We start from the raw sequence: 22,984 nt of genomic DNA on the forward strand, positions 1-22,984 counted from the left end.
AAGGGTAACCGCCGCCGCACCTTCATCTGTCACCGACCCTTGTTGTCCGTATCGGTCTGGTCGCCGGTCGGATCGCGACCTTCGTCCAGTGCATCCCAGATCATTCGCTCCGACAGCGGTTCGTCGGAATCCTGCCGGGTCGCGGCCCGGCGGGCGGCGGGCGCGGCGTAGCGCGTCGACACCCGGCGCTGCGCGCCCTTCGCCGACCGCATGAGCAGCACCGCACCCGCGAGCACGCACACCGCAGCGACCAGCGTGATGACCGCGCCGCCGTAGTACCGCTGCGTCCCGGTCAGCTGCGCGACGGGCACGAACGCCAGGTCAGCGGCGCGCACCGCGACATCCTTGATCACCCACAGGCTGATCGCGAGGTAACCCATGCCTGCGCTCGCGGCTGCCACCAGGACCGCGAGCAGGCGCAGCGGCCACCCGCGCACCGCCAGTGCCGCGACCGCGGCCGCCAGCACCAGCAAGGCGAGCGGGATCAACGCCGTCGACCAGGTCGCGCCGTTGAGGTCGGTGCTCTTGGGTTGCCCCAACCCGTCGAACGAGCTCACCTGCACCCAGTCCATGCGCGAGGCCACCCAGAGCCCCAGGGCCGCGACGACGAGCAAGACCTGCGCTACCCGCATCATGGTTCGGCCAAGGTGTCGGCGGCGGCGATCGCGTTCAGCACGGCCTTGGCTTTGTTGGACGCCTCGGTGTACTCGTACGGCCCGTTGGAATCGGCGACGACTCCCCCGCCGGCCTGCACATAGGCGGTGCCGTTGCGCATCAATGCCGTGCGGATCGCGATCGCGAAATCGGCGTTGCCCGCGAAATCGAGGTAGCCGAGCACACCGCCGTACAGCCCGCGGCGCGTCTTCTCGACTTCTTCGATGAGCTCCATCGCCCGGACCTTCGGCGCCCCCGACAGCGTTCCAGCGGGGAAGCACGCCGTCACCGCGTCCAGCGCCGTCTTGCCCTCGGCAAGCTCGCCGGTCACGGTTGACACGAGGTGCATGACGTGGCTGTAGCGCTCGATGTGGCTGTAGTCCTCGACCCGCACGCTGCCCGGCCGGCACACCCGGCCCAGGTCGTTGCGGCCCAAGTCGACGAGCATCAGGTGCTCGGCGCGCTCCTTCTCGTCGGCCAGCAGCTCCTTTTCGAGCAGCACGTCTTCTTCCTCGTCGCTCCCGCGCCACCGGGTCCCGGCGATCGGATGCGTGCTGGCGCGCCCGTCCTTGACCGTGACGAGCGCCTCGGGGCTGGAGCCCACAATCGAGAAGTCCAGTCCCCCATCGGCATCGGGCACGTTCAGCAGGTACATGTAGGGGCTGGGGTTGCTCACCCGCAGCATCCGGTAGACGTCGAGCGGGTCGGCGGCGGTATCCATCTCGAACCGCTGCGAGGGCACCACCTGGAACGCTTCCCCGGCCTCGATGTCGCCGACGAGCTTCTCCACGATCGCGGTGTACTCCTCGACCGTGCGTTGGGCGCGATGCGCGGGCGCGGGGCGGCTGAAGGTCGCGACGGCCGACGGCAGTGGCTGGCCGAGCGCCTTGGTCATCACATCGAGACGCGCGACGGCATCGTCGTAGGCCCAGTCGACGCGTTCGTCGGTGCCGTTCCAGTTGACCGCGTTGGCGATCAGGGTGATGGTGCCCTCGTGGTGGTCGACGGCGGCGATGTCGGTGGCGAGGAGCAGCACCATGTCCGGCAGCCCGAGATCGTCGACGGCGAGCTGCGGCAGCCGCTCCAACCGGCGCACCATGTCGTAGGCGAAGAATCCGACGAGTCCCGACGACAGCGGCGGCAGCCCCGCCATGGACTCGGTCTTCAACAACTCCAGCGTCGCGGCGAGGGCCTGCAGCGGATCGCCGCCGCTGGGTGCGCCCTTGGGCGCCGTTCCCAGCCATACCGCCTGATCGTCGCGCACGGTCAACGCCGACGGCGCGCCGGCACCGATGAACGACCAGCGCGACCACGACCGGCCGTTCTCCGCGGATTCCAGCAGGAAGGTCCCGGGGCGGTTGGCGGCAAGCTTGCGGTAGGCCGACAGCGGCGTCTCGCTGTCGGCGAGCACCTTGCGGGTGACGGGCACGACCCGGTGCTCAGCAGCCAGCGCCCGGAAGTCCTCGCGGGACGTGGTGACTGCGAGCGAGCCGGCGGCCCCGTTGGCGGTGATTTGCACGGTTCAATCCTCCCAGACCGCCGGCACCGTGCTGGCATCCAGACGGCGTAGCGTGGGCGGCCATGACACCTATCAGAACGGGTGACACCGTCGCCGAGTTCGAACTGCCGGATCAGACCGGCACAATCCGAAGCTTGACAAGTTTGCTCGCCAACGGCCCCGTCGTGCTGTTCTTCTATCCGGCGGCGATGACGCCCGGATGCACCAAAGAGGCCTGTCACTTCCGAGATCTGGCCGCGGAGTTCGCCGCCGCCGGCGCGACCCGGGTCGGCATCAGCACCGACCCGGTCGCCAAGCAGGCCAAGTTCGCCGACATCCAGCGCTTCGATTACCCGTTGCTGTCGGATGCCGACGGCAAGGTGGCCGGCCAGTTCGGCGTGAAGCGTGGCCTGCTCGGCAAACTCATGCCGGTCAAGCGGACCACGTTCGTCATCGACACCGACCGCACCGTCCTCGAGGTGATCTCGAGCGAGATCAGCATGGACACCCACGCCGACAAGGCGCTGGAGGTGCTCAAGGCGCGTTGACGGCGCGCAGCACCGCGGCCATCGACGCCGCGAGCACCGAATCGCTGCGACCGCACGCCCAGCCGGTGTCACCGTCGGAGCGGTACTCCAGGTAGGTGACCGCGGTGCTGCCGATCGACTGCTGCGTCAGGCTGAGCACTTCGATCGGCCGTCCGATGTCGGCCAGCGCGGCCGTCAGTGCGTCCACCGGCCCGATCCCGCGGTGCGTGCTGGACACCGTGCGGCCATCGGCGACGAGGGTCAACTCGGTGACGGCCTCGGCGCCGTCGCCACCGGTGTGCCAATCCTTGAGTTCGACCGGACCGCCCGACTCCAGGTAGGCCGCCTCGAACAGGTCGAACAGCTCAGCGGCCGTGATCTCGGCGCCGCTCTCGTCGGCGTGCCCCTGCACATGACGCGCGAAGTCGATCTGCAACCGCCGGGGCAGGTCCATTCCGAACTCGGTGAGCAGCAGATAGGCGATGCCGCCCTTGCCGGACTGCGAATTCACCCGGATCACGGCGTCGTAACTACGCCCGATGTCGGCCGGATCGATCGGCAAATAGGGTACGCGCCAATCGATTTCACGTTCCTCGCGACCCATTGCCGCAGCGCGTTCGCGATGCTCGGCCATTCCCTTCTTGATCGCGTCCTGGTGCGTGCCGGAGAACGCGGTGTGCACCAGGTCCCCGACGTAGGGATGGCGTTCGTGGATCGGCATCCGTGTGCAGTGCGCGACGGTCCTGGCGATCTCGTCGATGTCGGAGAAGTCGATCATCGGATCCACGCCCTGCGCATGCAGATTCAACGCCAGGGTCGCGATGTCGACGTTCCCGGTGCGTTCACCGTTGCCGAACACGCACCCCTCCACGCGCTGCGCACCGGCCAGCACCGCCAGCTCCGCGCACGCGATGCCGGTGCCCCGGTCATTGTGAGGATGCACCGACAGGATCACGCTGTCGCGGCGAGACACGTTGCGGTGCATGTACTCGATCTGATCGGCGTAGACGTTCGGCGTGGCGACCTCGACCGTGGCCGGGAGATTCAGGATCACGGGACGCTGCGGCGTGGCCTGCCACAGTTCCGTCATCGCGTCGCACAGATCGAGCACATAGTCGGGCTCGGTGAGGTTGAACACCTCGGGCGAGAACTCGAACCGGACGTTGGGCAGATCACCGGCGAATTCCAGGACGTCACGCCCGCCGGCCAGGATCAATTCGCGCAGTTGAGTGCGATCCTTGCCCAGCACCACGTCACGCCACGTCGGGGCGGTGGCCGTGTACATGTGAATGACGACGTCGTTGCGGATGCCTGCGATCGACTCGACCGTGCGCTCGATCAGATCGCGGCGTGCCGGGGTGAACACGACGATGGTCACGTCGGGCGGCGCGATGTCGGATTCGGCCAAGACCCGGACGAAGTCGAAGTCGGTCTGTGAGGCCGATGGGTAGCCGACCTCGATCTCCTTGTAGCCCATGGCCACCATCAGTTCGAAGAACCGGCGCTTGCGGGCGGGATCCATCGGTTCGGCGAGGGCCTGGTTACCGTCGCGCAGATCCACCGGTACCCACAACGGCGCGGCGGTGATCCGGGCGGTGGGCCAAACCCGTTGGGTGAGTGGAACTTCGACGCGGTCGTACACGCTCGCGTAGCGGTGCGAGGGCATCTGGGAATGCCGCTGCCGGTTCCACGCCGGCGCGGCGGCCGGGACGTCACCGGCCGGGGTGTCGATGGTGGGAAAAGCAGAAATGGTCATGAGGCCGCTTTCGGTCGGTTGGAGTTCGACCGGCGCGAAACAGCCCCACGGCAGGGGGCCGGTCGATTCAGGCCCCGCCGCGGCGGCTAAGGAGAAGGACGCGCGTCATGATGGCTAGACTATACACAACTCCTCAGACAAGTAGAGAGGTTCAGGCATGCCCGCCCAGGTCCAGCGCCATCCACTGGCAGCGCAAACCGCGTCACTGCTGCTGGCCCGCATCCGTGACGGCGAGTGGCCGCTCGGCCATCGGCTGCCGGGTGAGACCACGCTGGCCGCCCAGCTCGGTGTCGGGCGCTCGACATTGCGCGAAGCGATCCGCGAGCTCGCCGGCAAGGGGGTGCTGGACAGCAGGCAGGGAGCCGGCGTTTTCGTCACCGCACTCGACGTCGCCGAGGATTGGGACACCGTGCTGCGGCGTTCGACGATCGTGTCGGTGATCGAAGCACGGATCGCCATCGAGGCCGAGGCGGCGGCCCTGGCCGCGACCCGACGGACCCCCGCGGACCTGCGCACCATCAGACGCACGCTGGTGGCCCGCGGCGTGGTCGGACAGTCGGTACCCGATCACGTCGACGCGGACATGGCCTTCCATCGCGCGGTCATCGCCGCCGCCCACAACGATGTGCTGACGCAGTTGTTCGATGCCTTCCTGCCAAGGCTGCGGCTCGCGATGATCGACATGCTCAAGATCAAACCCATCGCGTCCGAACCCTGCGACCACGCCCTGCACCAGCAGCTGGCCGACGCGATCGTCGCCAGAGATCCCGAAGCCGCCGCCGCGGCCAGCAGAACCCACCTGAGCTCATTGAAGGAGTCTTTCGCATGACGTCGGTCCTCGAACTCGACGACGTGACATTCCGTCGCGACGGCAAGCAGATCATCGACGGCATCTCGTTGACCGTGCAGGCCGGCGAACACTGGGCCCTGCTCGGTCCCAACGGGGCGGGCAAGAGCACATTGCTGGGATTCTGTGCGGCCGTGACCTTTCCGACGACCGGCATCGTGCGGGTGCTCGGCGGACAGATGGGCCGTACGGATCTCACGGTGCTGCGTCGCTCGATCGGTCATGTCAACCCGCGTCACCGCCTGCAGTATCCGCTGAGCGTGCGCGAGGTGGTGCTGACCGGTATCACCGCAACCATCGACACCGCGGCGCGCTGGACACCGACCGCCGACCAGGTGCGCCGGGCCGAGGAACTAATCGACACCGTAGGGCTGTCGGCGCGAGTCGATGCGGTGTGGCCGACGCTGTCGCAGGGCGAACGCGGGCGTGCCCTCATCGCACGCGCGCTGATCTCGGATCCGCAGTTGCTGCTGCTCGACGAACCCACCACGGGGCTGGACGTTGCCGCCCGTGAACAGCTATTGGAAACCCTTGACACACTGGATGATACGCATGGCGACATGGCGTCGATACTCGTGACGCATCATCTGGAGGAACTGCCAACCAGCACGACCCACGCGCTGCTGATCGCCGATGGGCGAACGGTTGCCAGCGGCCCGGCTCTCGACACGGTCACCACCGATCATGTGACGACGGCGTTCGCGCATCCCGTGACAGTCGGCCATCAGGACGGCCGGTGGACGGCCCGAGCGAAGCCCGGGCCGCGGATCCGTTAGGGCGCCTGGCCCGGGGTGTTGCGGCGCCTGCGCGCTTCCCGGTGCCTGGTCACCGGTGAGATGTCGAGAACGCGCGACACCATGGTCGCCAGGAATCGCGCCGGCTGTAGCTGCGGCGGGACGGCGTCGTGGCGGATGGCGATGTCGGGCAATGCCGCCAGCGCCTCATCGACCGCAGCCGTCTCGACATCGACGATTTCGAAAAGCGTGTCGGGTTCCGCCTTTTCGATGCTGTCGACCTCGTCGTCTTCGCGGGGCACTTCAGCGTCGTAGTCGATCATCACCAACGCGACCGCGTGATACGCGTCGTCCTCGGTACCGAGCTTGCCCAAGAGGTCGATCAGCCATTCGGCCTTCTCGGGTTCGGTGTTGAGGATGGTCGACCGCAGACCGTAGACGAATCCGAGTGCGGCCAGCGGGTGCCGCAATCTCAGATTCTTGGCGTCGCCGTAGCTTTCCTCGACGCGGTTGGCCGCGTTCTTGCCGAAGCTCGAATCCATGCGTTTGGTGCTGATGAGAAGCTCGGGCCCGGTGTCCCAGTCCGAGATCACCACGTCGACCTGCTTCATGTAGTGCTTTCCGAGCACGCTCGCGCTGGACCCCGCCACACCCTTCATCGAGCGCCGCAGACGTTGTTCGATCAGCACGCGTTCCTTCTGCGGCAGGGCCTCGAGCAGGTTGGCGATGGCGCTCGGCATGATGCGTGGATCGGTGGGCCGCGGCCACACGGCGTCCGGTTCGAAGCCGGCCCGGCGGAGCTCGTAGGACAGCCACACGTCGAGCGCCAACGCCGGCACCCCGGTTGTCGAAGGGGCATTGAGGTGCAACGGCACCCCGAGCAGTTTGCGCAGTACCCGGAAGTCGGGCACGTAGGCCGGCCCGCCGTCGCTGTGCACCCACGGATTGGAGTGCCGGCCTGCCGGTGCGGCATCCGCGACGATGCGATCGAATATCGCCCACGCGGTCGCCTTGGTCGACGGTTCAGCGGGCACGCCGTGACCTTACCGCCCGCCGGGTGGCCAGTGAATCGTGAGCGCTGCGAACCGATTCCAACGGTACGCGGCTATCCAGGCCCAGCGCATCGTCGACGATCCTGACCGCGTCGAGCAGTTCGCCCCGGCTCAACAGCGCCGCAACCCGGCGCCTGACATCCCGCAGCTGCGAGCTGCGCTCGGCGATCAGTTGCGGCGCCGGCACCAGCCACCGATCCGCTTCGCGCGGTTCGATTTTCAGGATGCCGCCACCGTAGGACCGGCCGACCATCTCGGCATGCAAGAGGGTCGCCGAGTTCAGTGCGGCCAACGGCAGCAGGTCGCGGCCCAACCCGCTGAGTCCGTCGCGCAGGTACACCCCGTGCACGGAGTTGAGGTGGTGCGCTTTGGCCCGGTTGGTGACCAGGCGTGGGGTGTCGGCGTTCATACAGGTCAGCAAGAGGTCGGCCGGCTCGACCAGCGGCACCAGATACCAGGGCTCACGGACCCGGCACTTGTAGGCCAGATGCACCCCGGCAGCACGCCCGGCCTCCACATACCGCTTGGCGGCGGCCGACAGCGCTCCCGTGGGCCGGAAGAGATGGATCGACTTACCGTCCTCCCCCAGCCGTGCCAGCTGGTCGGCCGACAGCGTGAGGCCGCGCAGATGGGCGCTGCCCGGCGGAGACAGCGGCAGCACATCGGCCGGCCGCAGCCCCAGCTCACGTACCCGGGCCGGCGACAGGGCGAAATAACCGTTGTTGCCGGTGACCATGCCGAGCGTGGTGTCGGCCCAGTGTTCGAGCAGCGTGAAATCGCCTGCGGTGTGCAGTGCATGGAGTGCATCGACCGGACCGTTGCCGACGAGGCCGCTGATCCACTTGTCCGCCGGATCGCGTGGTGACCAATTCCGTTGCACGAGCTCGGATGTCAGCGATTCGGCATTGCGAGCCCGATGGATGACGGCATGACCCGACGGGCCGCCGTCGAAACCGTCGGCCAGCAGCAGCACGACATCGGCCTCGGCTTCCGGGAACACCTGCTCGTCGAACATCACCAACTCGACGCTGGCGAACCGGTCGAACAGGAATTTCCGCACGGCCGCCGCATAATTGACGCTGAGTAGCTCGGCAGGCAGCACGAGCGCCATCCGGCCGCCGGGCCGCAGAAACAGCGCGGCGTGGACCGTGAATGCCGCCCAGCTCGACGCGAGACCGGACAGTGTGACGCCGGCTTTGAGCGCGGCGCGCCGCGACTGTGCACGAGCCTGTCCGCGGAAGTCCTGATACCGGATGTACGGCGGATTGCCGATCACCGCCGCATATTCCGGACGCGGATCGACGCCGAAGAAATCAGCGGTGCGGATCCGGGCCCGTCCGCCGGCCTCGGTCACCCGTCGCCGCGCGGTCGCGGCACTGGCCGGGTGGATCTCGACGCCGTCGACCTCCGGCTCAGCCGCCCCCAGCTCACGCAATCGGTGGGTGACCGCCACCAGGAACGCCGCATCACCGGCCGACGGCTCGAAGATACGGTCTTCGGCCGATCGCACTGCCCATTGCGCGAGATAGGCCGTGATGGCGTCGGGCGTGAAGAATGCACCGCGTACCTTGCGAGCGTCGGCGGTGTCAGTCACCCCGTCATTGTTGCCGACGGCACCGACAAAGTCCCGGAAGGACATGTGGCGGTGGTCCTACGCTCTTCTGTTGCCCACCTGGCCGGCGACAGTCGCGCACTGTGGCAAAAGCGTTGCTGCGCTGTGGAAACGCGAGTAGTATCGAACATGTGTTCGAATCGCGCACGCTCCCGTCGCTCGGTGACCTGTGATGTCTCAGGACATCGGTGACAGTTCTGCATCAGGACATCGGTGACAGTTGATGTGTCAGGACATCGGTGACGTTTCATCACTCTTCGGGCGTTGGCCGCGGGGGCGTCCGTTGCCGACGTATTTCACTCCGGCTTGGGGTCGGGTGTGCTCGATGAGGACTTCGCCGTCCAGGTCGGCCACGATGATGCTCTCGGCGTTGGTGACGACCAGGACTTGTTGGCAGGCCAGTCGTCCGTCGACCTTGTAGGTGACGCCGGCGAGTCTGACCGTGCCGGCGGTACTCAGCGTCATGATGTGGGTCCCGGCGGGCAGGTCCTGTGGCTGCGGTGCTGGCCGCTTGGGCTTCGGGGCGAGTGGGACGAACCAGGGCAGATCGTGTTTGGGGCGTGGGGCCGGTACCTTCGCCGTGGACTCCCAAGCCGTGCGGGGTGTCACGCGCCCGGGCAGCCCCTGATGGGGGCGTTCGGTGTTGTAGATGTCGTCGAACGCATCGACTTGGGCTTGCAGTTCGGCCAGCGTGTTAGCCAGCGGTTGCTTGTCCAGGTAGCGGAACAAGGTCTGGTGGAAGCGTTCGTTCTTGCCCTGGGTGGTCGGCTTGTAGGGCTTGCCGGTGATCGCCTCGACACCCAGCCTCGAGACGTGTTCGACAAGCTTGCCCAGGTATCCGCGCCGTGAAGGGTTGAGCGTGATTCCGTTGTCCGACAACAGCCTTTGCGGCACACCATGGGCGGCGACAGCTTTGTCGAACACCGCGATCGCAGCCTCGGCCGTTTCGCTGCAGGCCACATGGGAGGCGACGGCGTAGCGGGAGTGGTCATCGATGAGTTGGAAGATCACACACTGGCGTCCACCGGTGAGCACGTACCCGGTGGCGTCGAGCTGCCAGCAAGCGTTCGGGGCTGGATAGACGAACCGCCGCCACGCCGAGCGGGGCTTCTTCTTCGGCTCGGCCTTGGCCACACCTTCCCGGCGGAAAATCCGGGCCAGCGATGCGACCGAGGGCACTGGACCCAGGCCGAGCGCACCCATCTTGTCATGGACGCTGATCGGCCCGTGGTCAAGGCCGGAAGCTTCCAGGGCGGCCCGCACCGCCACGGCTTGTTGTTTGACCTCATCGGTCAGCGCCGACGGGCTCGACTTCGGCCGTCGGGTTCTGGGCTCGAGTACGGCGGCCGGCCCGTCGGTCTTGACGCGTTTGCGTAACTCGTAGAACGACTTTCGAGAGATGCCGTGTTCGGCGCAGAACGTCGATACCGCGCCGCGGGGTGCATCATCGGGCCACTGCGAGATCGCGAGGCGGACACGAGGATCGATAGGTTCATTGACAGCCACCGCCCGAGCCTCAAGGCAGAAGTGTCACCACCAAGACGACCCGAACTGTCACCGATGTCCTGATGCAGAACTGTCACCGATGTCCTGAGACATAACACGTCGCTCGGTGACCTCACCGACGCGGCGCTGATCGACGCGCTCGCGCAACGCACGCGTGCTGAGGCCATTTCGGCCGCGGAGCGGCTGGCAGCCATCGGTGAGATCGTGGCTCGTCATTGTGATGACGAGGACGACGCCTCTGCGCACCGCGCGATCGATGGCTGGGAGTGCGCTACCGCGGCGGTCAGTGCGGCGTGCAATCTCGGTCGCCGGGCCGCCTCGACGCAAATGCGCATCGCCGAGGCGCTACGTGACCGTCTGCCGAACGTGGCGGCGGTGTTCGGGCAGGGCCATATCTCCGCGAAAGTCGTTGCCACGATCACCTGGCGCACCCAACTCGTGGTCGACACCGAAGCCCTCGCGTTGATCGACACCGCGTTGGCCGGTGCCGCCACGAGCTACGGGACACTATCGGCCACCAAGGTCGAGCAAGCCATCGATGTGTGGGTGGAGAAGTTCGATCCTGCCGCGGTACGCCGGACGCGCACTGCGGCTCGCAGCCGCGACGTGAACTTCGGCGACACCGACGATCCCGCGGGCACTGTGTCGATCTGGGGCCGGTTGTCGAGGATCGACGGGGCGATTCTGAAACAGCGGCTCATCGACATGGCGTGCGGCGTATGTGACGGCGACCCGCGAACCATGGCCCAACGCAGATCAGATGCCTTGGGCGCGCTCGGAGCCGGAGCTGATCGGCTGACCTGTCTGTGCGGCAGCCCTGACTGCGCCGCGGCCGGGGTCGATCCCCGGGCCGGCAGCGTGGTGGTTTACGTGCTCACCGACGAGTTACCCACGTCCTCGCCCAGCAGCGACGAGAGCACGTCGTCGGCTGACGTTTCGCAAACCGAGAATGCGGGCGACGACGGCGACGCGCTGGAACCGCGCGGCGTTGAGGATCCGCAACCCGAGAACATTGCCAGTCCCCCCGCCGCGCCCCGAGACCCGCTGTTACACGGCGAACCCGATGTCGCCGAGCGTGCCGCCGATTCCGTGCCCGCGGTATCGGGTGGGCCGGGTGTGCTGCTCGGCGGCGGCATCGTGCCCGCCCCCATGTTGGCCGAGCTGATCGCCACCGGGGCCGCAGTGAAGTCTCTCAAAGATGCCGGCGCACTTGGCGACGAGGCGCACTATCGGCCCTCGTCAGGTTTGGCGGCGTTCGTACGGATGCGGGACCTGACCTGCCAGTTCCCGGGATGTGGTGTCTCGGCGCAGTACTGCGACCTCGACCATGCCGTCGCGTGGCCGGCCGGTCCCACCCATCCGGGCAACCTCGGCGCCAAATGCCGAAACCATCACCTGCTGAAGACCTTTCACACCGGCGTTGACGGCTGGACCGATGTGCAACATCCCGACGGCAGCCACACCTGGACCGCTCCCACTGGCCACACGTCGCACACTGCTCCGTTCAGCCAAATTCTGTTCCCCCACTGGAAACCCCACACACCGCCGCCGCCCGCGGGGCCGCTACCAGCACCCAACGCCGACCGTGTGGTCAAGATGCCGACGCGCGCACGAACCCGTCGGCAAACCCGCGACCAGCGCATCAATGCCGAACGCCGACTGAACATCGAATTGGACAGACCACCACCGTTCTGACCGAACTCGATTCTGCGCGACGGCTATCCCGTCGGTTCGCCACCCAACAACAGGTCGGCGTCGAAGCATGTGTGTGCGCCGGTGTGGCAGGCCGCACCGACCTGGTCGACCTCCAGGAGCACGGTGTCGCCGTCGCAATCCAGACGAATCGAGTGCACGTACTGCGTGTGCCCGGACGTCGCGCCCTTGACCCACTGCTCACCGCGGGACCGGGAAAAGTAAGTGGCCTCACGGGTTTCCAGCGTGCGGGCCAGTGCGTCGTCGTCCATCCAGGCGACCATCAAAACCTTGCCGGTGCCACGTTCCTGCGCCACCGCGCTGAACAGTCCGTCAGCATTCCGCTTCAACCGAGCGGCGATTTTCGGATCGAGACTCATCGCATCCCTCGGCTATTCGCGCAAGCGCTCATCGCACAACGATCCCTTCCGCCGCCATCGCCGCCTTGACCTGGGCAATGGTCAGTTCCCGGAAGTGGAACACACTGGCGGCCAGGACTGCATCGGCGCCGGCCTGCACAGCTGGCGCGAAATCAACCACCGCACCGGCACCACCGCTGGCGATCACCGGAACCCCGACCGCCGCCCGCACCGCACGCAGCATCTCCAGATCGAATCCGGCCTTGGTGCCGTCGCGGTCCATCGAGTTCAGCAGGATCTCCCCGACACCGAGTTCCGCACCCCGCGTGGCCCACTCGACCGCGTCGATACCCGTGCCGCGGCGGCCGCCGTGCGTGGTGACCTCCCAGCCGGACGGGGTCGGCGCGTCACCGGCGGGCACCGTCCTGGCGTCGACGCTCAGCACGATGCACTGCGAGCCGAACTGCCGGGCCATCTCGGCGAGTAGTTCGGGCCGCGCGATCGCGGCGGTGTTGACCGAAACCTTGTCCGCACCGGCACGCAGCAGGACATCGACGTCGTCGACCGAACGCACGCCACCGCCGACCGTCAACGGGATGAACACCTGCTCGGCGGTCCGTTTCACCACTTCGAGCATGGTGGCCCGGCCCGACGACGAGGCGGTCACGTCGAGGAAGGTCAGCTCGTCGGCCCCCTCGGCGTCGTAGGCGGCTGCGAGTTCGACCGGATCGCCCGCGTCGCGCAGGTTCTCGAAGTTCACGCCTTTGACGACCCGGCCGGCGTCGACATCCAGACATGGGATCACCCTCGTGGCGACATCGGATACGACGCTCACAGGTAGTCCTCCGGATTCCCAGCCGATTTCACGATCTCCAACATCTTCTCGTGCACGCCGGGCGCGGCGGCCAGCGCCGACTTCGACTCGACGGTCCACGGCTCGCCCGCCAGATCGGTCACGATGCCGCCGGCCGCCCGCACCAGCGCGACTCCGGCCGCATGGTCCCAGATGTGGTGCCCGAAACTGATTGCGCCACCGAGGATTCCGGCACCCACATAGGCCAGGTCCACCCCGGTGGCCCCGTGCATGCGCACCCGCGAGCAGACCCGACTGAGGTTGGCGAGTACGGCCGCGCGGTAACGGCCGGGGAACCGCCCCCGCGAATCGATGTTGAACGTCTGGATACCGATGATGGAATCGGCGAGTGTGGGCGAGCCGAGCGGCTGCCGCGCCACGCCGTTGTCCTCCAAGGGACCGCCGACGATTGCCGAGTACCGCTGGCCCATGAACGGCAGCCAGGTCAAGCCGGCGACGGGTTCGCCGTCCGCCAACAGTCCCAGCAGGATCGCAGCCATCGGGGAACCGGCCGCATAGTTGAACGTCCCGTCGATCGGGTCGAGCACCCACACCAGCGACGAGTCGATTGGCTCGCCGCCGAATTCCTCACCGTGCACCCCGATTCCCGTCGCCTCGGTCAGCGCCCGCACCACTTGCCGCTCGATCGCGAGATCGACCTCGGTCGCGAAGTCGTTGCCCTGCTTGCGAACAGCGGAGTCGGCGCGGTGCCCGGCGACGAACGGAACCGCAGCGGCGTCGAGGATCTCGGCCGCGGTGGCGACCAATGCGGCGAGCTTTGAAGTCTCCAGTTCCCCCACCGCCGTTATCCGCTGACCGCGGCCAACGCCTGCGGCAACGTGAATCGCCCGGCGTAGAGCGCCTTGCCGACGATCGCGCCTTCCACGCCGCTTCCGGTGAGCGTCGCGATCGCCCGCAGATCGTCGAGGCTCGAAACGCCGCCCGACGCGATCACCGGGGCGTCGGTACGGCCGGCCACTGCCGACAGCAGCTCCAGATTGGGTCCGGTCAGCGTGCCGTCCTTGGTGACGTCGGTGACGACGAACCGCGAACAGCCTTCGCGGTCAAGCCGTTCCAGTACCTCCCACAGGTCGCCACCGTCGGTCTCCCAGCCGCGGCCGCGAAGCCGGTGGGCGCCGTCGACTATCTGGACATCCAGTCCGACCGCCACCTTGTCGCCGTACTCGGCGATGGCCCGCGCGCACCACTGCGGGTTCTCGAGCGCCGCGGTGCCGATGTTGACCCGGGCACAACCTGTCGCCAGGGCTGCCTTGAGCGAATCGTCGTCGCGGATACCGCCGGACAGCTCCACGTCGACGTCGAGCTTGCCGACCACCTCGGCGAGCAGTTCACGGTTGCTGCCCCGGCCGAACGCGGCGTCCAGATCGACCAGGTGAATCCACTCGGCACCATCGCGTTGCCAGGCCTCTGCGGCCTCCAACGCCGAGCCGTAATCGGTCTCGCTGCCAGCCTTGCCCTGAACGAGCCGTACCGCCTGACCGCCGACCACGTCGACAGCGGGGAGCAAAATCAAACTCACAGTCCCTCAACCCAATTCGCGAGCAGCGTCGCACCGGCGTCGCCACTCTTCTCCGGATGAAATTGTGTCGCCGACAAGGCGCCGTCCTCGACGGCGGCGATGAACGGCACGTGATGCGTAGCCCACGTCACCAGGGCTTCGGATCGTCCCGTCCATTCCTGTGCGGCGTAGGAATGGACGAAGTAGAAGCGGGTGGCGGCGTCGAGGCCCTTGAACAGCGTGCTGCCCTCGGGCGCGTCCACGACGTTCCAGCCCATGTGCGGCACCACCGGCGCATCCAGCCGGGTGACCGATCCGGGCCACTGCCCGCAACCGACGGATTCCACCCCGAACTCGATGCCCCGCGCGAACAGGATCTGCATACCCACGCACACCCCGAGCACCGGACGGCCGTTCTGCAGCCGATCGGCGATGATCTTCTCGCCGCCGATCGAGCGCAGCCCGGTCATGCACGCCTCGAACGCCCCGACGCCGGGCACGACCAGGCCGTCCGCCGCTGCGGCGGCGCCCGGGTCGGCCGTCACCTCGACATCGGCTCCGACCCGCTCAAGCGCCCGCTGCGCGGACCGCAGGTTGCCCGATCCGTAGTCGAGCACCACGAGTTTCTTTGTCACAGCGTGCCTTTGGTCGAAGGAACGCCGGTGACCCGAGGGTCGAACTCGACGGCCTGACGCAGTGCCCTCGCCACGGCCTTGTACTGGGCCTCGGTGATGTGGTGCGGATCGCGGCCGTATAGCGTGCGCACGTGCAGGGCGATGCGCGCGTTGAAGGCCAGTGACTCGAACACATGCCGGTTGATCACGGTGTGGTACGGCGCGCTCGATCCGGCGATCGTGAATTCGACCATGAATTCGGGCTCACCGGTGTGCACGAAGTACGGCCGGCCGGAGACGTCGACAGCGGCGTGTGCCAACGTCTCGTCCATCGGGATGAACGCGTCGCCGAACCGGCGGATGCCCTTCTTGTCCCCCAGCGCCTCACCGAGGGCCTGCCCCAGCACGATCGCGGTGTCCTCGACGGTGTGATGCCCCTCGATCTCGATGTCGCCCTTGGCGTGCACGGTGAGATCGAAGCTCGCGTGGCTGCCGAGCGATGTGAGCATGTGGTCGAAGAACGGGACGCCGGTATCGATGTCGACGACACCGGTGCCGTCGAGGTCGAGCTCGACGACGATGTCGGATTCCTTGGTCTTGCGTTCGACCTTCGCGCGACGGCTCACGATGCTCCTACCGGGCTGTTGAGTTCGGTCTTGGCCACTTCGGCACTGGTGGCCAGAAATGCGTCGTTCTCGTCCGCCAGGCCGATGGTCACCCGCAAGTAGCCGGGGATCCCGACGTCACGGATGAGCACCCCGTCGTCCAGGTAACGCTGCCAGGTGGCGGGGGCATCGGTGAATTCACCGAACAGGACGAAATTGGCGTCGCTCGGGATCACCCGGAACCCCAGCCGCGCCAACTCGGCGCTGACCCGGTCGCGTTCGGCCGCGAGCTTGGCGACACTGCCCAGCGTCTCGTCGGCGTGGCGCAGTGCGGCGCGCGCCGCAGCCTGTGTCAGCACCGACAGGTGATAGGGCAACCGCACCAACAGCAGCGCGTCGATCACCGCGGGCGCGGCGGCCAGATAACCGAGCCGCCCGCCCGCGAACGCGAACGCCTTGCTCATGGTGCGGGAGACCACGAGCTTGGCCGGGTACTCGTCGAGCAGGGCCACCGCGCTGGGCTGCGACGAGAATTCGCCGTAGGCCTCATCGACGATCAGGATGCCGCCTGCCATCGCGTCGAGGACCCGACGCAGGTCATCGAGCGGAATGCTCTGTCCCGAAGGGTTGTTGGGGCTGGTCACGAACACCACATCGGGCCTGCGGTCCTTGATGGCCGCGATGGCGACGTCGACGTCGAGGCTGAAATCGTCTGACCGCGCGGCCTGCAACCATTCGGTCTGGGTGCCGTCGGAGATGATCGGGTGCATCGAGTACGAGGGCACGAAGCCGATCGCGCTGCGGCCCGGACCGCCGAACGCCTGCAGAAGCTGCTGCAGGATCTCGTTGGAACCGTTGGCCGCCCAGAGGTTGTCCACCGTGAGATGCGTACCCGTCGCCGCGGTCAGGTATGCCGCCAGATCGGTACGCAACGCGACCGCGTCCCGGTCGGGATAGCGGTGCAGTTCGGCCGCCGCCTCGCGCACCGACGCGGCGACGTCGTCGACGAGCGCCTGAGTCGGCGGGTGGGGGTTCTCATTGGTGTTGAGCCGTACCGGAACCTGCAATTGCGGTGCGCCGTAGGGCGACTTGCCGCGGAGGTTGTCCCGCAACGGCAGGTCGGCCAGCGTCACATCCTTTGTGCCCGTCACCGCTCGAACCTCCGTCGCACCGCTTCACCATGCGCCGGCAGATCCTCGGCCTTGGACAACGTGATCACATGGCCGGACACGTCTTTGAGCGCTGCTTCGTCGTACTCGACGACGTGGATGCCGCGTAGGAAGGTTTGCACCGACAACCCGCTGGAATGCCGGGCACAACCCGCGGTCGGCAGCACGTGATTGGAACCGGCGCAGTAGTCGCCGAGGCTCACCGGCGACCATGCCCCGACGAAAATCGCACCGGCGGAACGGATCCGGCCCGCGACACCGGCGGCATCGGCGGTCTGGATCTCGAGGTGCTCGGCGGCGTAGGCGTTCACGGTTCGGATGCCGGCTTCGATGTCGTCGACCAGCACCGTCGCCGACTGCTTGCCGGTGAGCGCCGCCGTCACGCGTTCGACGTGGACCGTGGTGGCGAGTTGGTTGGCCAGTTCGCGGTCGGTGGCCTCGGCAAGCGCGACGCTGTCGGTGACCAGCACGCTGGCCGCCATCTCATCGTGCTCGGCCTGGCTGATCAGATCGGCGGCGACATGCACCGGATCGGCGGTGTGGTCGGCGAGGATGGCGATCTCGGTCGGACCGGCCTCGGCGTCGATTCCCACCTGGGAGCGGCAGATCCGCTTCGCGGCGGTCACGTAGATGTTGCCCGGCCCCGTGATCATGTCGACAGGTGCCAGCTCGGTGCCGTCGGTGTCGGTGCCACCGTAGGCCAGCAGCGCGACCGCTTGCGCTCCGCCGACGGCCCACACGTCGTCGACGCCGAGCAGCGCGGCCGCGGCCAGGATCGTCGGGTGCGGCAGCCCGCCGAACTGGGCCTGCGGCGGGCTTGCGATCACCAGCGAGTCCACCCCTGCGGTCTGGGCGGGCACGACGTTCATCACGACGCTCGACGGGTAGACCGCGTTGCCGCCGGGCACGTAGAGCCCCACCCGCTCGACCGGAACCCAACGCTCGGTGACGGTCGCGCCCGGGGCGAGCGTTGTGGTGGTGTCGGTACGGCGCTGATCGGCGTGGACGGCACGCGCGCGATCGATCGACACCTGAAGCGCGGTGCGCACGGCCGGGTCGAGTTCGGCAAGTGCCTGCGCGAGGGCCGCGGCCGGCACCCGCACGGTGTCCGGGCGGACACCGTCGAAGGATTCGCCGTATTCCAAGGCCGCAGCCGCACCACGCTGCGCGACCGCCTCGACGATCGGGCGCACCTTGGGCACCACGGCGTCTACGTCGACGCCACCGCGCGGCAGGGCAGCACGGAGTTGGGCTGCATTCAACGCGCGGTTGCGCAGGTCGATACGGGACATCTGAAACTCGGCCATCGCGTCAATTGTCCCTGATCAGTCCACCTGAATAAAAATCCACCGAGCCGCAGCCACCGTAGGGTGGCCGCAAGACCTGCGAACGGAGCCCGCGATGTCCGCCAAAGACCACCCCAACCACGCCCCGGGCGTGCCGATGCTCGTTCCGCCCTGGCTGGAACGCCTGCAGATCAAGTACATGAATCCGGCCATGCGACCACTGTCGAAACGCCTGCCCGGCTTCACCGTCATCAAGCATCGGGGTCGCACGTCGGGAACCCCGTACGAGACCATCGTCACGAGCTACCGCAAGGGCAACGTGCTCGCGGTCCTGCTCGCCCACGGCAAAACCAACTGGGTCAAGAACGTCCTCGCGGCCGGGGAGGCGGACGTCCACCTTTTCCGCGGCGACGTCAAGATCACCAATCCCAGGGTGCTGCCCGCCGGAACCGACGATCCGTCGCTTCCCCGGATCGCGCGCATCGGCGCCCGCCGGACCGGGGTGTTCGTCGCCGATATCGTTTGACGCCGCTGCCAGACTGCACGTATGGCGTGGCAAGTCTGGCTGGCGTTCTTCGGCGCGGCGATCGTGATCAGCGTGTCCCCGGGCGCCGGGGCGATCCAGTCGATGGCCACGGGCCTCACGCACGGCGTACGCCGCGGCTACTGGAGCATCCTCGGCTTGGAGATCGGCCTGATGCTGCAGCTGACGCTCGTGGCCGTTGGCCTCGGCGCGGCGGTGGCCGGCTCGCTGCTGGCGTTCAACATCATCAAATGGGTCGGGGTCGCCTACCTCGTCTACCTGGCCGTGCGGCAATGGCGGACCGCGACGCTCGACCTGCGTGAACAGGTCGGCAAGTCCACCGAGGGCGGCCGCCTGGCCCTGGTCGTGCGCGGGTTTCTGGTCAATGCCACCAACCCCAAAGGCCTGGTGTTCTTCCTCGCGGTACTGCCGCAGTTCGTCGTGCCGACCGCTCCGCTGCTGCCGCAGTATCTGGCGATCGGGGTGACGATGATCGTTGTCGACCTCGTCGTGATGGGCCTCTACACCGGGCTGGCGGTCCGCTTGCTGCAGTGGCTGCACACGCCGCGCCAACAAACGGTGCTCAACCGCGTGTTCTCCGGATTGTTCGCGACCGCGGCAGTGGTCCTGTCCCTGGTGCGGCGAAGCGCGCCCGCCTAGCCGAACCCGGTCAGATGTCGAGCCCGATGTCGAGCACCCGCACCGAGTGGGTGAGCGCGCCGATCGCGAGGTAATCGACACCGGTGCCGGCGTACTCCGCAGCACTGGCCAGGGTCAGCCCGCCCGAGGACTCCAGCAACGTCCTGGGTGACCGCGAATCCCGGCGTTGCACGGCGATCTGGGTCTGCCACACCGGGAAGTTGTCGAGCAGCACCAACTCGACGTCCGCCGAGAGCACGTCGTCGAGCTGCTCGAGGGAGTCCACCTCGACCTCGCACGGCAGATCGGGCGCTTCGGCGCGGACGGCCTTGAGTGCCGCCAGCACCGACCCCGCCGCGGCGACGTGGTTGTCCTTGATCAGGGCGGCGTCACCGAGGCCCATCCGGTGGTTGACACCGCCACCGACCCGCACCGCGTACTTCTGCAGTGCTCGCAAGCCGGGAAGCGTCTTACGGGTGTCGCGGATCTTGGCGTTCGTGCCGGCCACCGCGTCGACCCAGGCCGCGGTCGCGGTCGCGACGCCGGACAGGTGAGACACCAGGTTGAGCATCGTGCGTTCGGCGGTCAGGAGTTCGCGAGTGGGTGCCTCGACGGTGAGGATCGGCGACTTGGCATCCAGCCGCGCGCCGTCGTCGACCCGGTGCAGGACCCGGTACGCGTTCGCCCCGATCACCTCGTCGAGGACCAGCAGCGCGATGTCGACGCCAGCGATCACGCCCGGTTCGCGGTTGACGACCGATGCCGTGGTCACCGCGTCCGATGCGACCGTGGCCAGCGTCGTCACGTCGGGGCCGTAGCGCAGGTCTTCCTCGAGTGCCCGGGCGACGACCGCCTTGGCTTCGACGAACTCAGATTCCGAAAGTGCCATCAGCACACCCCCGATGGGATCTCGACGGCGATCTGGCCGCCGTCGGTGCGAACCGTCAACGAATGCTCCTGGGTCGAATTAGTGCCGGGGAAGTCGGCCCGGTGGTGACAACCGCGGCTCTCGGCGCGGGCCAACGCGGCGCTCACCACCGCGCGTGCCGTCATGGTGAGTGCGGCGTCTTCAAAACTGCTGCGGCTGAGCGGTTCTGCCGACCGCGCGACGTCGAGGGTCGCGCTCAGCAGGCTCAGCCCGGCGGCGTCGCGGACCACCGAGGCATGCGTGGACATCGCGCGTTGCAAGGTCGTTCGGTCGGCGATGTCGCGACGGTGGTCCTGGGGGGCCCGGGCCCGCACGGAGCCGGCGTGCACCGCATGGTCGGCCGCGGCCCTGCCTGCGCGTCGGCCCACCACAAGGCCTTCGAGCAGGCTGTTCGAGGCCAGCCGGTTAGCCCCGTGCATGCCCGTCCGACCCACCTCACCCGCCGCGAACAATCCGGGCAGTTCGGTCCGGCCGTGGACGTCGGTGACCACGCCACCGCAGCTGTAATGCGCGCCAGGCACCACCGGGATCGGCTCGCGGGTCGGGTCCACACCCGCGGCCGCACACGCCGCGGCGACCGTGGGAAACCGGCGCGCGAACTCGTCGATGCGCCGCGCGTCGAGGTAGACGCACGGATCGCCGGTCTCGGTGAGGCGGGCGTCGATCGCGGCGGCAACGACGTCGCGGGGCGCCAGGTCACCCATGGGGTGCACCCCTTCGGTCACCGAGTTCCCTTGAGAGTCAACAAGTATCGCGCCCTCACCGCGCAGCGCCTCGGTGATCAGCGGCCGCCGGCCACCGGCGTCGGCATCGAACAGCATCGTGGGATGGAACTGGATGAACTCGATGTCGCTCACCGCGACGCCCGCCCACAGCGCCAGCGCGATACCGTCGCCGGTCGAACCGGCGGGGTTGGTGGTGGCCGCGTAGAGGTGGCCGAGGCCGCCGGTAGCCAGGATGACCGACGGGGCGTGCACGATGCCCGGGCCGTCCTCGTTGCGCACCAGCACGCCGGTCACCGCGGTGTCGTCCTGCAGGATCTGCACCGCGACGTGATTTCGCCGGATATCGAGCGTCGCCGCGGCCAGGTCGAGGGCACGCTGCACCTCGGCTCCGGTCGCGTCACCGCCCGCGTGGATGATCCGGCGCCGGGTGTGTCCGCCCTCGCGCGTCAAAGCCCAACGGCCGGCTGCGGTTTCGTCGAATCGGGCCCCGTCGGCGACAAGGTCGGCGACGGCGGCATGGCCGTCGGCGACGATGGACCGCACCGCATCCGGATCACCGAGTCCGCCACCGGCAGCGAGGGTGTCGGCGACGTGCGCGTCGACCGAATCATCGTTGTCGGGCAGGACGACGGCGATGCCGCCCTGGGCATAGAAGGTCGCGGTTTCGCGCGCCTTGCTCAGGACGACGACACGCCGCCCCCGCCGGTGCGCGGCCAGCGCCGCGACGAGCCCCGCGACACCGGTGCCGATCACGACGACATCGGCCCGCTGCTGCCACAGCGTCGACGTGCCGCACGCGAATCGCTGGGAGTTCATTCTCCGCCGCCGGGCTGCCCGATCGCGATCATGCGCTGCACGCTGGCACGGCCCAGCCGGGCGGTTTCGGGGTCGACGTGCACCTCGTCGGCGCCCTCGATGAGGCAGCGCAGCAACGCGGCAGGCGTGATCATCTTCATGTACGTGCACGAGGCCCGGTCGTTGACCGCGAGGAAGTCGACTTCCGGTGCGGCCCGGCGCAATTGGTGCAGCATCCCGACCTCGGTCGCGACGAGCACCTGCCGGGCGTGCGTCTCGCGGGCGGCGTCGAGCATTCCGCCGGTGGACAGGATCTTGACGCGCTCCTCGGGCACGGCACCTTCACCGGCCAGGTAGAGGGCCGACGTCGCGCAGCCGCATTCGGGGTGCACGAACAGCTCGGCATCGGGGTGCGAGCGAGCCTGGGCCGCCAGTTCGTCGCCGTTGATCCCGGCGTGCACGTGGCACTCCCCGGCCCATACGTGCAGGTTCTTGCGGCCGGTGACGCGCCGGACGTGCGCCCCGAGGAATTGGTCGGGGCAGAACAGCACCTCGCGGTCCTCGGGGATCGACGCGACCACCTCGACCGCGTTCGAGGACGTGCAGCAGATGTCGGTGAGCGCCTTCACGGCCGCGGTGGTGTTGACGTAGGAGACGACGACGGCGCCGGGATGCTCGTCCTTCCAGGCCGCGAGTTCGTCGGCGGTGATCGAATCGGCCAGCGAGCAGCCCGCGCGCTGATCCGGGATCAGCACCGTCTTGTCGGGGCTGAGGATCTTGGCCGTCTCGGCCATGAAGTGCACGCCGCAGAACACGATGGTGTCTTCGGGTGCCTCGGCGGCGATCCGCGACAGGGCCAGCGAATCGCCCACGTGATCGGCGACATCCTGGATCGCGGGCAGCTGGTAGTTGTGTGCGAGCAGCGTGGCGCCGCGCATCTCCACCAGTCGGCGAATCTCGGCCGCCCACTGCTCGTCGCCCGCGACACCCGAATAGCCGCCGGGGCCATCCACAATCCGGTCCGCGAGGTCCGTCGTGAGCATTCCGTTGAGCACCGTCACCGCGGCCTCCTCATGAAGTCAGGTTTTCGA

The 22,984-nt window shown here is 67.9% G+C and carries 23 protein-coding genes; 6 read left to right on the forward strand and 17 right to left on the reverse strand.

What is annotated here, in order from left to right:
- Positions 1-29: 29 nt before the first annotated feature.
- Both ACOI2T_RS18520 and ACOI2T_RS18525 read right to left on the reverse strand, forming a co-directional pair.
- The gene (locus tag ACOI2T_RS18520; RefSeq protein WP_409506118.1) at positions 30-635 is read right to left on the reverse strand and encodes a TIGR02234 family membrane protein; all 606 of its coding nucleotides are present in this window, start codon (positions 633-635) and stop codon (positions 30-32) included.
- Positions 632-2,173 carry an anthranilate synthase component I gene (locus ACOI2T_RS18525; protein WP_067845503.1) on the reverse strand — a complete coding sequence of 514 codons (1,542 nt, stop codon included), beginning with the start codon at positions 2,171-2,173 and terminating at the stop codon, positions 632-634. Before ACOI2T_RS18525 ends, ACOI2T_RS18520 begins: the two co-directional genes overlap by 4 nt.
- Positions 2,174-2,235: 62 nt before the next feature.
- Here ACOI2T_RS18525 and ACOI2T_RS18530 point away from each other — a divergent pair, with 62 nt between their 5' ends.
- Positions 2,236-2,700 carry a peroxiredoxin gene (locus ACOI2T_RS18530; protein WP_409506119.1) on the forward strand — a complete coding sequence of 155 codons (465 nt, stop codon included), beginning with the start codon at positions 2,236-2,238 and terminating at the stop codon, positions 2,698-2,700.
- On the opposite strand, the gene ACOI2T_RS18535 is transcribed toward ACOI2T_RS18530, so the two are convergent.
- Positions 2,687-4,435 (reverse strand): 2-isopropylmalate synthase, encoded by a 1,749-nt coding sequence (locus ACOI2T_RS18535; protein WP_458127395.1) that lies wholly within the window; start codon positions 4,433-4,435, stop codon positions 2,687-2,689. The genes ACOI2T_RS18530 and ACOI2T_RS18535 overlap by 14 nt on opposite strands.
- A gap of 157 nt (positions 4,436-4,592) precedes the next feature.
- Between ACOI2T_RS18535 and ACOI2T_RS18540 the strand changes: the two genes are divergently transcribed.
- Positions 4,593-5,264, forward strand: coding sequence for a FadR/GntR family transcriptional regulator (locus tag ACOI2T_RS18540; protein ID WP_067845498.1), 672 nt, complete (start codon positions 4,593-4,595; stop codon positions 5,262-5,264).
- The gene (locus ACOI2T_RS18545) at positions 5,261-6,058 is read left to right on the forward strand and encodes an ABC transporter ATP-binding protein (protein ID WP_409506120.1); all 798 of its coding nucleotides are present in this window, start codon (positions 5,261-5,263) and stop codon (positions 6,056-6,058) included. Before ACOI2T_RS18540 ends, ACOI2T_RS18545 begins: the two co-directional genes overlap by 4 nt.
- On the opposite strand, the gene ACOI2T_RS18550 is transcribed toward ACOI2T_RS18545, so the two are convergent.
- From ACOI2T_RS18550 to ACOI2T_RS18560, 3 genes are all read right to left on the reverse strand, one after another.
- Complete coding sequence (locus tag ACOI2T_RS18550) at positions 6,055-7,050, reverse strand: hypothetical protein (RefSeq protein WP_409506121.1); 996 nt, start codon at positions 7,048-7,050, stop codon at positions 6,055-6,057. The genes ACOI2T_RS18545 and ACOI2T_RS18550 overlap by 4 nt on opposite strands.
- On the reverse strand, positions 7,040-8,707 hold the full coding sequence (locus ACOI2T_RS18555) for an N-6 DNA methylase (protein ID WP_409506122.1): 1,668 nt from the start codon (positions 8,705-8,707) through the stop codon (positions 7,040-7,042). Before ACOI2T_RS18555 ends, ACOI2T_RS18550 begins: the two co-directional genes overlap by 11 nt.
- 201 nt (positions 8,708-8,908) lie before the next feature.
- The gene (locus ACOI2T_RS18560) at positions 8,909-10,186 is read right to left on the reverse strand and encodes an integrase core domain-containing protein (RefSeq protein ID WP_421874006.1); all 1,278 of its coding nucleotides are present in this window, start codon (positions 10,184-10,186) and stop codon (positions 8,909-8,911) included.
- A gap of 204 nt (positions 10,187-10,390) precedes the next feature.
- On the opposite strand from ACOI2T_RS18560, the gene ACOI2T_RS18565 reads away from it, so the two are divergent.
- A complete protein-coding gene (locus ACOI2T_RS18565) occupies positions 10,391-11,881 on the forward strand; it encodes an HNH endonuclease signature motif containing protein (RefSeq protein WP_421874008.1) in 1,491 nt (496 codons plus the stop codon).
- A gap of 23 nt (positions 11,882-11,904) precedes the next feature.
- Here ACOI2T_RS18565 and hisI read toward each other — a convergent pair whose 3' ends face one another.
- Genes hisI through hisD form a run of 8 tightly spaced genes read right to left on the reverse strand, consistent with a single transcriptional unit; the run spans position 11,905 to position 18,304 of the window.
- Positions 11,905-12,258: a phosphoribosyl-AMP cyclohydrolase gene (gene hisI, locus ACOI2T_RS18570; protein WP_085145579.1), complete on the reverse strand. Its 354-nt coding sequence runs from the start codon at positions 12,256-12,258 to the stop codon at positions 11,905-11,907.
- A gap of 28 nt (positions 12,259-12,286) precedes the next feature.
- Complete coding sequence (gene hisF / locus ACOI2T_RS18575) at positions 12,287-13,072, reverse strand: imidazole glycerol phosphate synthase subunit HisF (protein ID WP_409504852.1); 786 nt, start codon at positions 13,070-13,072, stop codon at positions 12,287-12,289.
- A complete protein-coding gene (locus tag ACOI2T_RS18580) occupies positions 13,069-13,899 on the reverse strand; it encodes an inositol monophosphatase family protein (RefSeq protein ID WP_409504861.1) in 831 nt (276 codons plus the stop codon). Before ACOI2T_RS18580 ends, hisF begins: the two co-directional genes overlap by 4 nt.
- Entirely contained in the window at positions 13,896-14,630 is a 735-nt protein-coding gene (priA, locus tag ACOI2T_RS18585; RefSeq protein ID WP_067845477.1) for a bifunctional 1-(5-phosphoribosyl)-5-((5-phosphoribosylamino)methylideneamino)imidazole-4-carboxamide isomerase/phosphoribosylanthranilate isomerase PriA, read from the reverse strand. The genes ACOI2T_RS18580 and priA overlap by 4 nt, the downstream gene beginning before the upstream one ends.
- Complete coding sequence (gene hisH / locus ACOI2T_RS18590) at positions 14,627-15,244, reverse strand: imidazole glycerol phosphate synthase subunit HisH (protein WP_409504851.1); 618 nt, start codon at positions 15,242-15,244, stop codon at positions 14,627-14,629. Before hisH ends, priA begins: the two co-directional genes overlap by 4 nt.
- Positions 15,241-15,849, reverse strand: a complete 609-nt coding sequence (gene hisB, locus ACOI2T_RS18595) for an imidazoleglycerol-phosphate dehydratase HisB (RefSeq protein ID WP_067845475.1) — start codon at positions 15,847-15,849, stop codon at positions 15,241-15,243. Before hisB ends, hisH begins: the two co-directional genes overlap by 4 nt.
- Positions 15,846-16,979: a histidinol-phosphate transaminase gene (locus tag ACOI2T_RS18600; RefSeq protein ID WP_409504850.1), complete on the reverse strand. Its 1,134-nt coding sequence runs from the start codon at positions 16,977-16,979 to the stop codon at positions 15,846-15,848. The genes hisB and ACOI2T_RS18600 overlap by 4 nt, the downstream gene beginning before the upstream one ends.
- Entirely contained in the window at positions 16,976-18,304 is a 1,329-nt protein-coding gene (gene hisD, locus ACOI2T_RS18605) for a histidinol dehydrogenase (protein WP_409504849.1), read from the reverse strand. The genes ACOI2T_RS18600 and hisD overlap by 4 nt, the downstream gene beginning before the upstream one ends.
- A 94-nt stretch (positions 18,305-18,398) precedes the next feature.
- On the opposite strand from hisD, the gene ACOI2T_RS18610 reads away from it, so the two are divergent.
- Positions 18,399-18,809, forward strand: coding sequence for a nitroreductase family deazaflavin-dependent oxidoreductase (locus ACOI2T_RS18610; protein WP_067845890.1), 411 nt, complete (start codon positions 18,399-18,401; stop codon positions 18,807-18,809).
- Positions 18,810-18,830: 21 nt separating this feature from the next.
- A complete protein-coding gene (locus tag ACOI2T_RS18615) occupies positions 18,831-19,466 on the forward strand; it encodes a LysE family transporter (protein WP_085145584.1) in 636 nt (211 codons plus the stop codon).
- Positions 19,467-19,476: 10 nt separating this feature from the next.
- On the opposite strand, the gene nadC is transcribed toward ACOI2T_RS18615, so the two are convergent.
- From nadC to nadA, 3 genes are read right to left on the reverse strand one after another with little or no spacing between them, the layout of a single operon-like run.
- Positions 19,477-20,334 (reverse strand): carboxylating nicotinate-nucleotide diphosphorylase, encoded by an 858-nt coding sequence (gene nadC / locus ACOI2T_RS18620; protein WP_409504848.1) that lies wholly within the window; start codon positions 20,332-20,334, stop codon positions 19,477-19,479.
- The gene (locus ACOI2T_RS18625; RefSeq protein ID WP_409504847.1) at positions 20,334-21,914 is read right to left on the reverse strand and encodes an L-aspartate oxidase; all 1,581 of its coding nucleotides are present in this window, start codon (positions 21,912-21,914) and stop codon (positions 20,334-20,336) included. Before ACOI2T_RS18625 ends, nadC begins: the two co-directional genes overlap by 1 nt.
- Entirely contained in the window at positions 21,911-22,936 is a 1,026-nt protein-coding gene (gene nadA, locus ACOI2T_RS18630; protein ID WP_165766000.1) for a quinolinate synthase NadA, read from the reverse strand. Before nadA ends, ACOI2T_RS18625 begins: the two co-directional genes overlap by 4 nt.
- Positions 22,937-22,984: the final 48 nt, after the last annotated feature.

This window comes from Mycolicibacterium wolinskyi str. Jessa 2025 (assembly GCF_049241375.1).
Lineage (GTDB): Bacteria > Actinomycetota > Actinomycetes > Mycobacteriales > Mycobacteriaceae > Mycobacterium > Mycobacterium wolinskyi.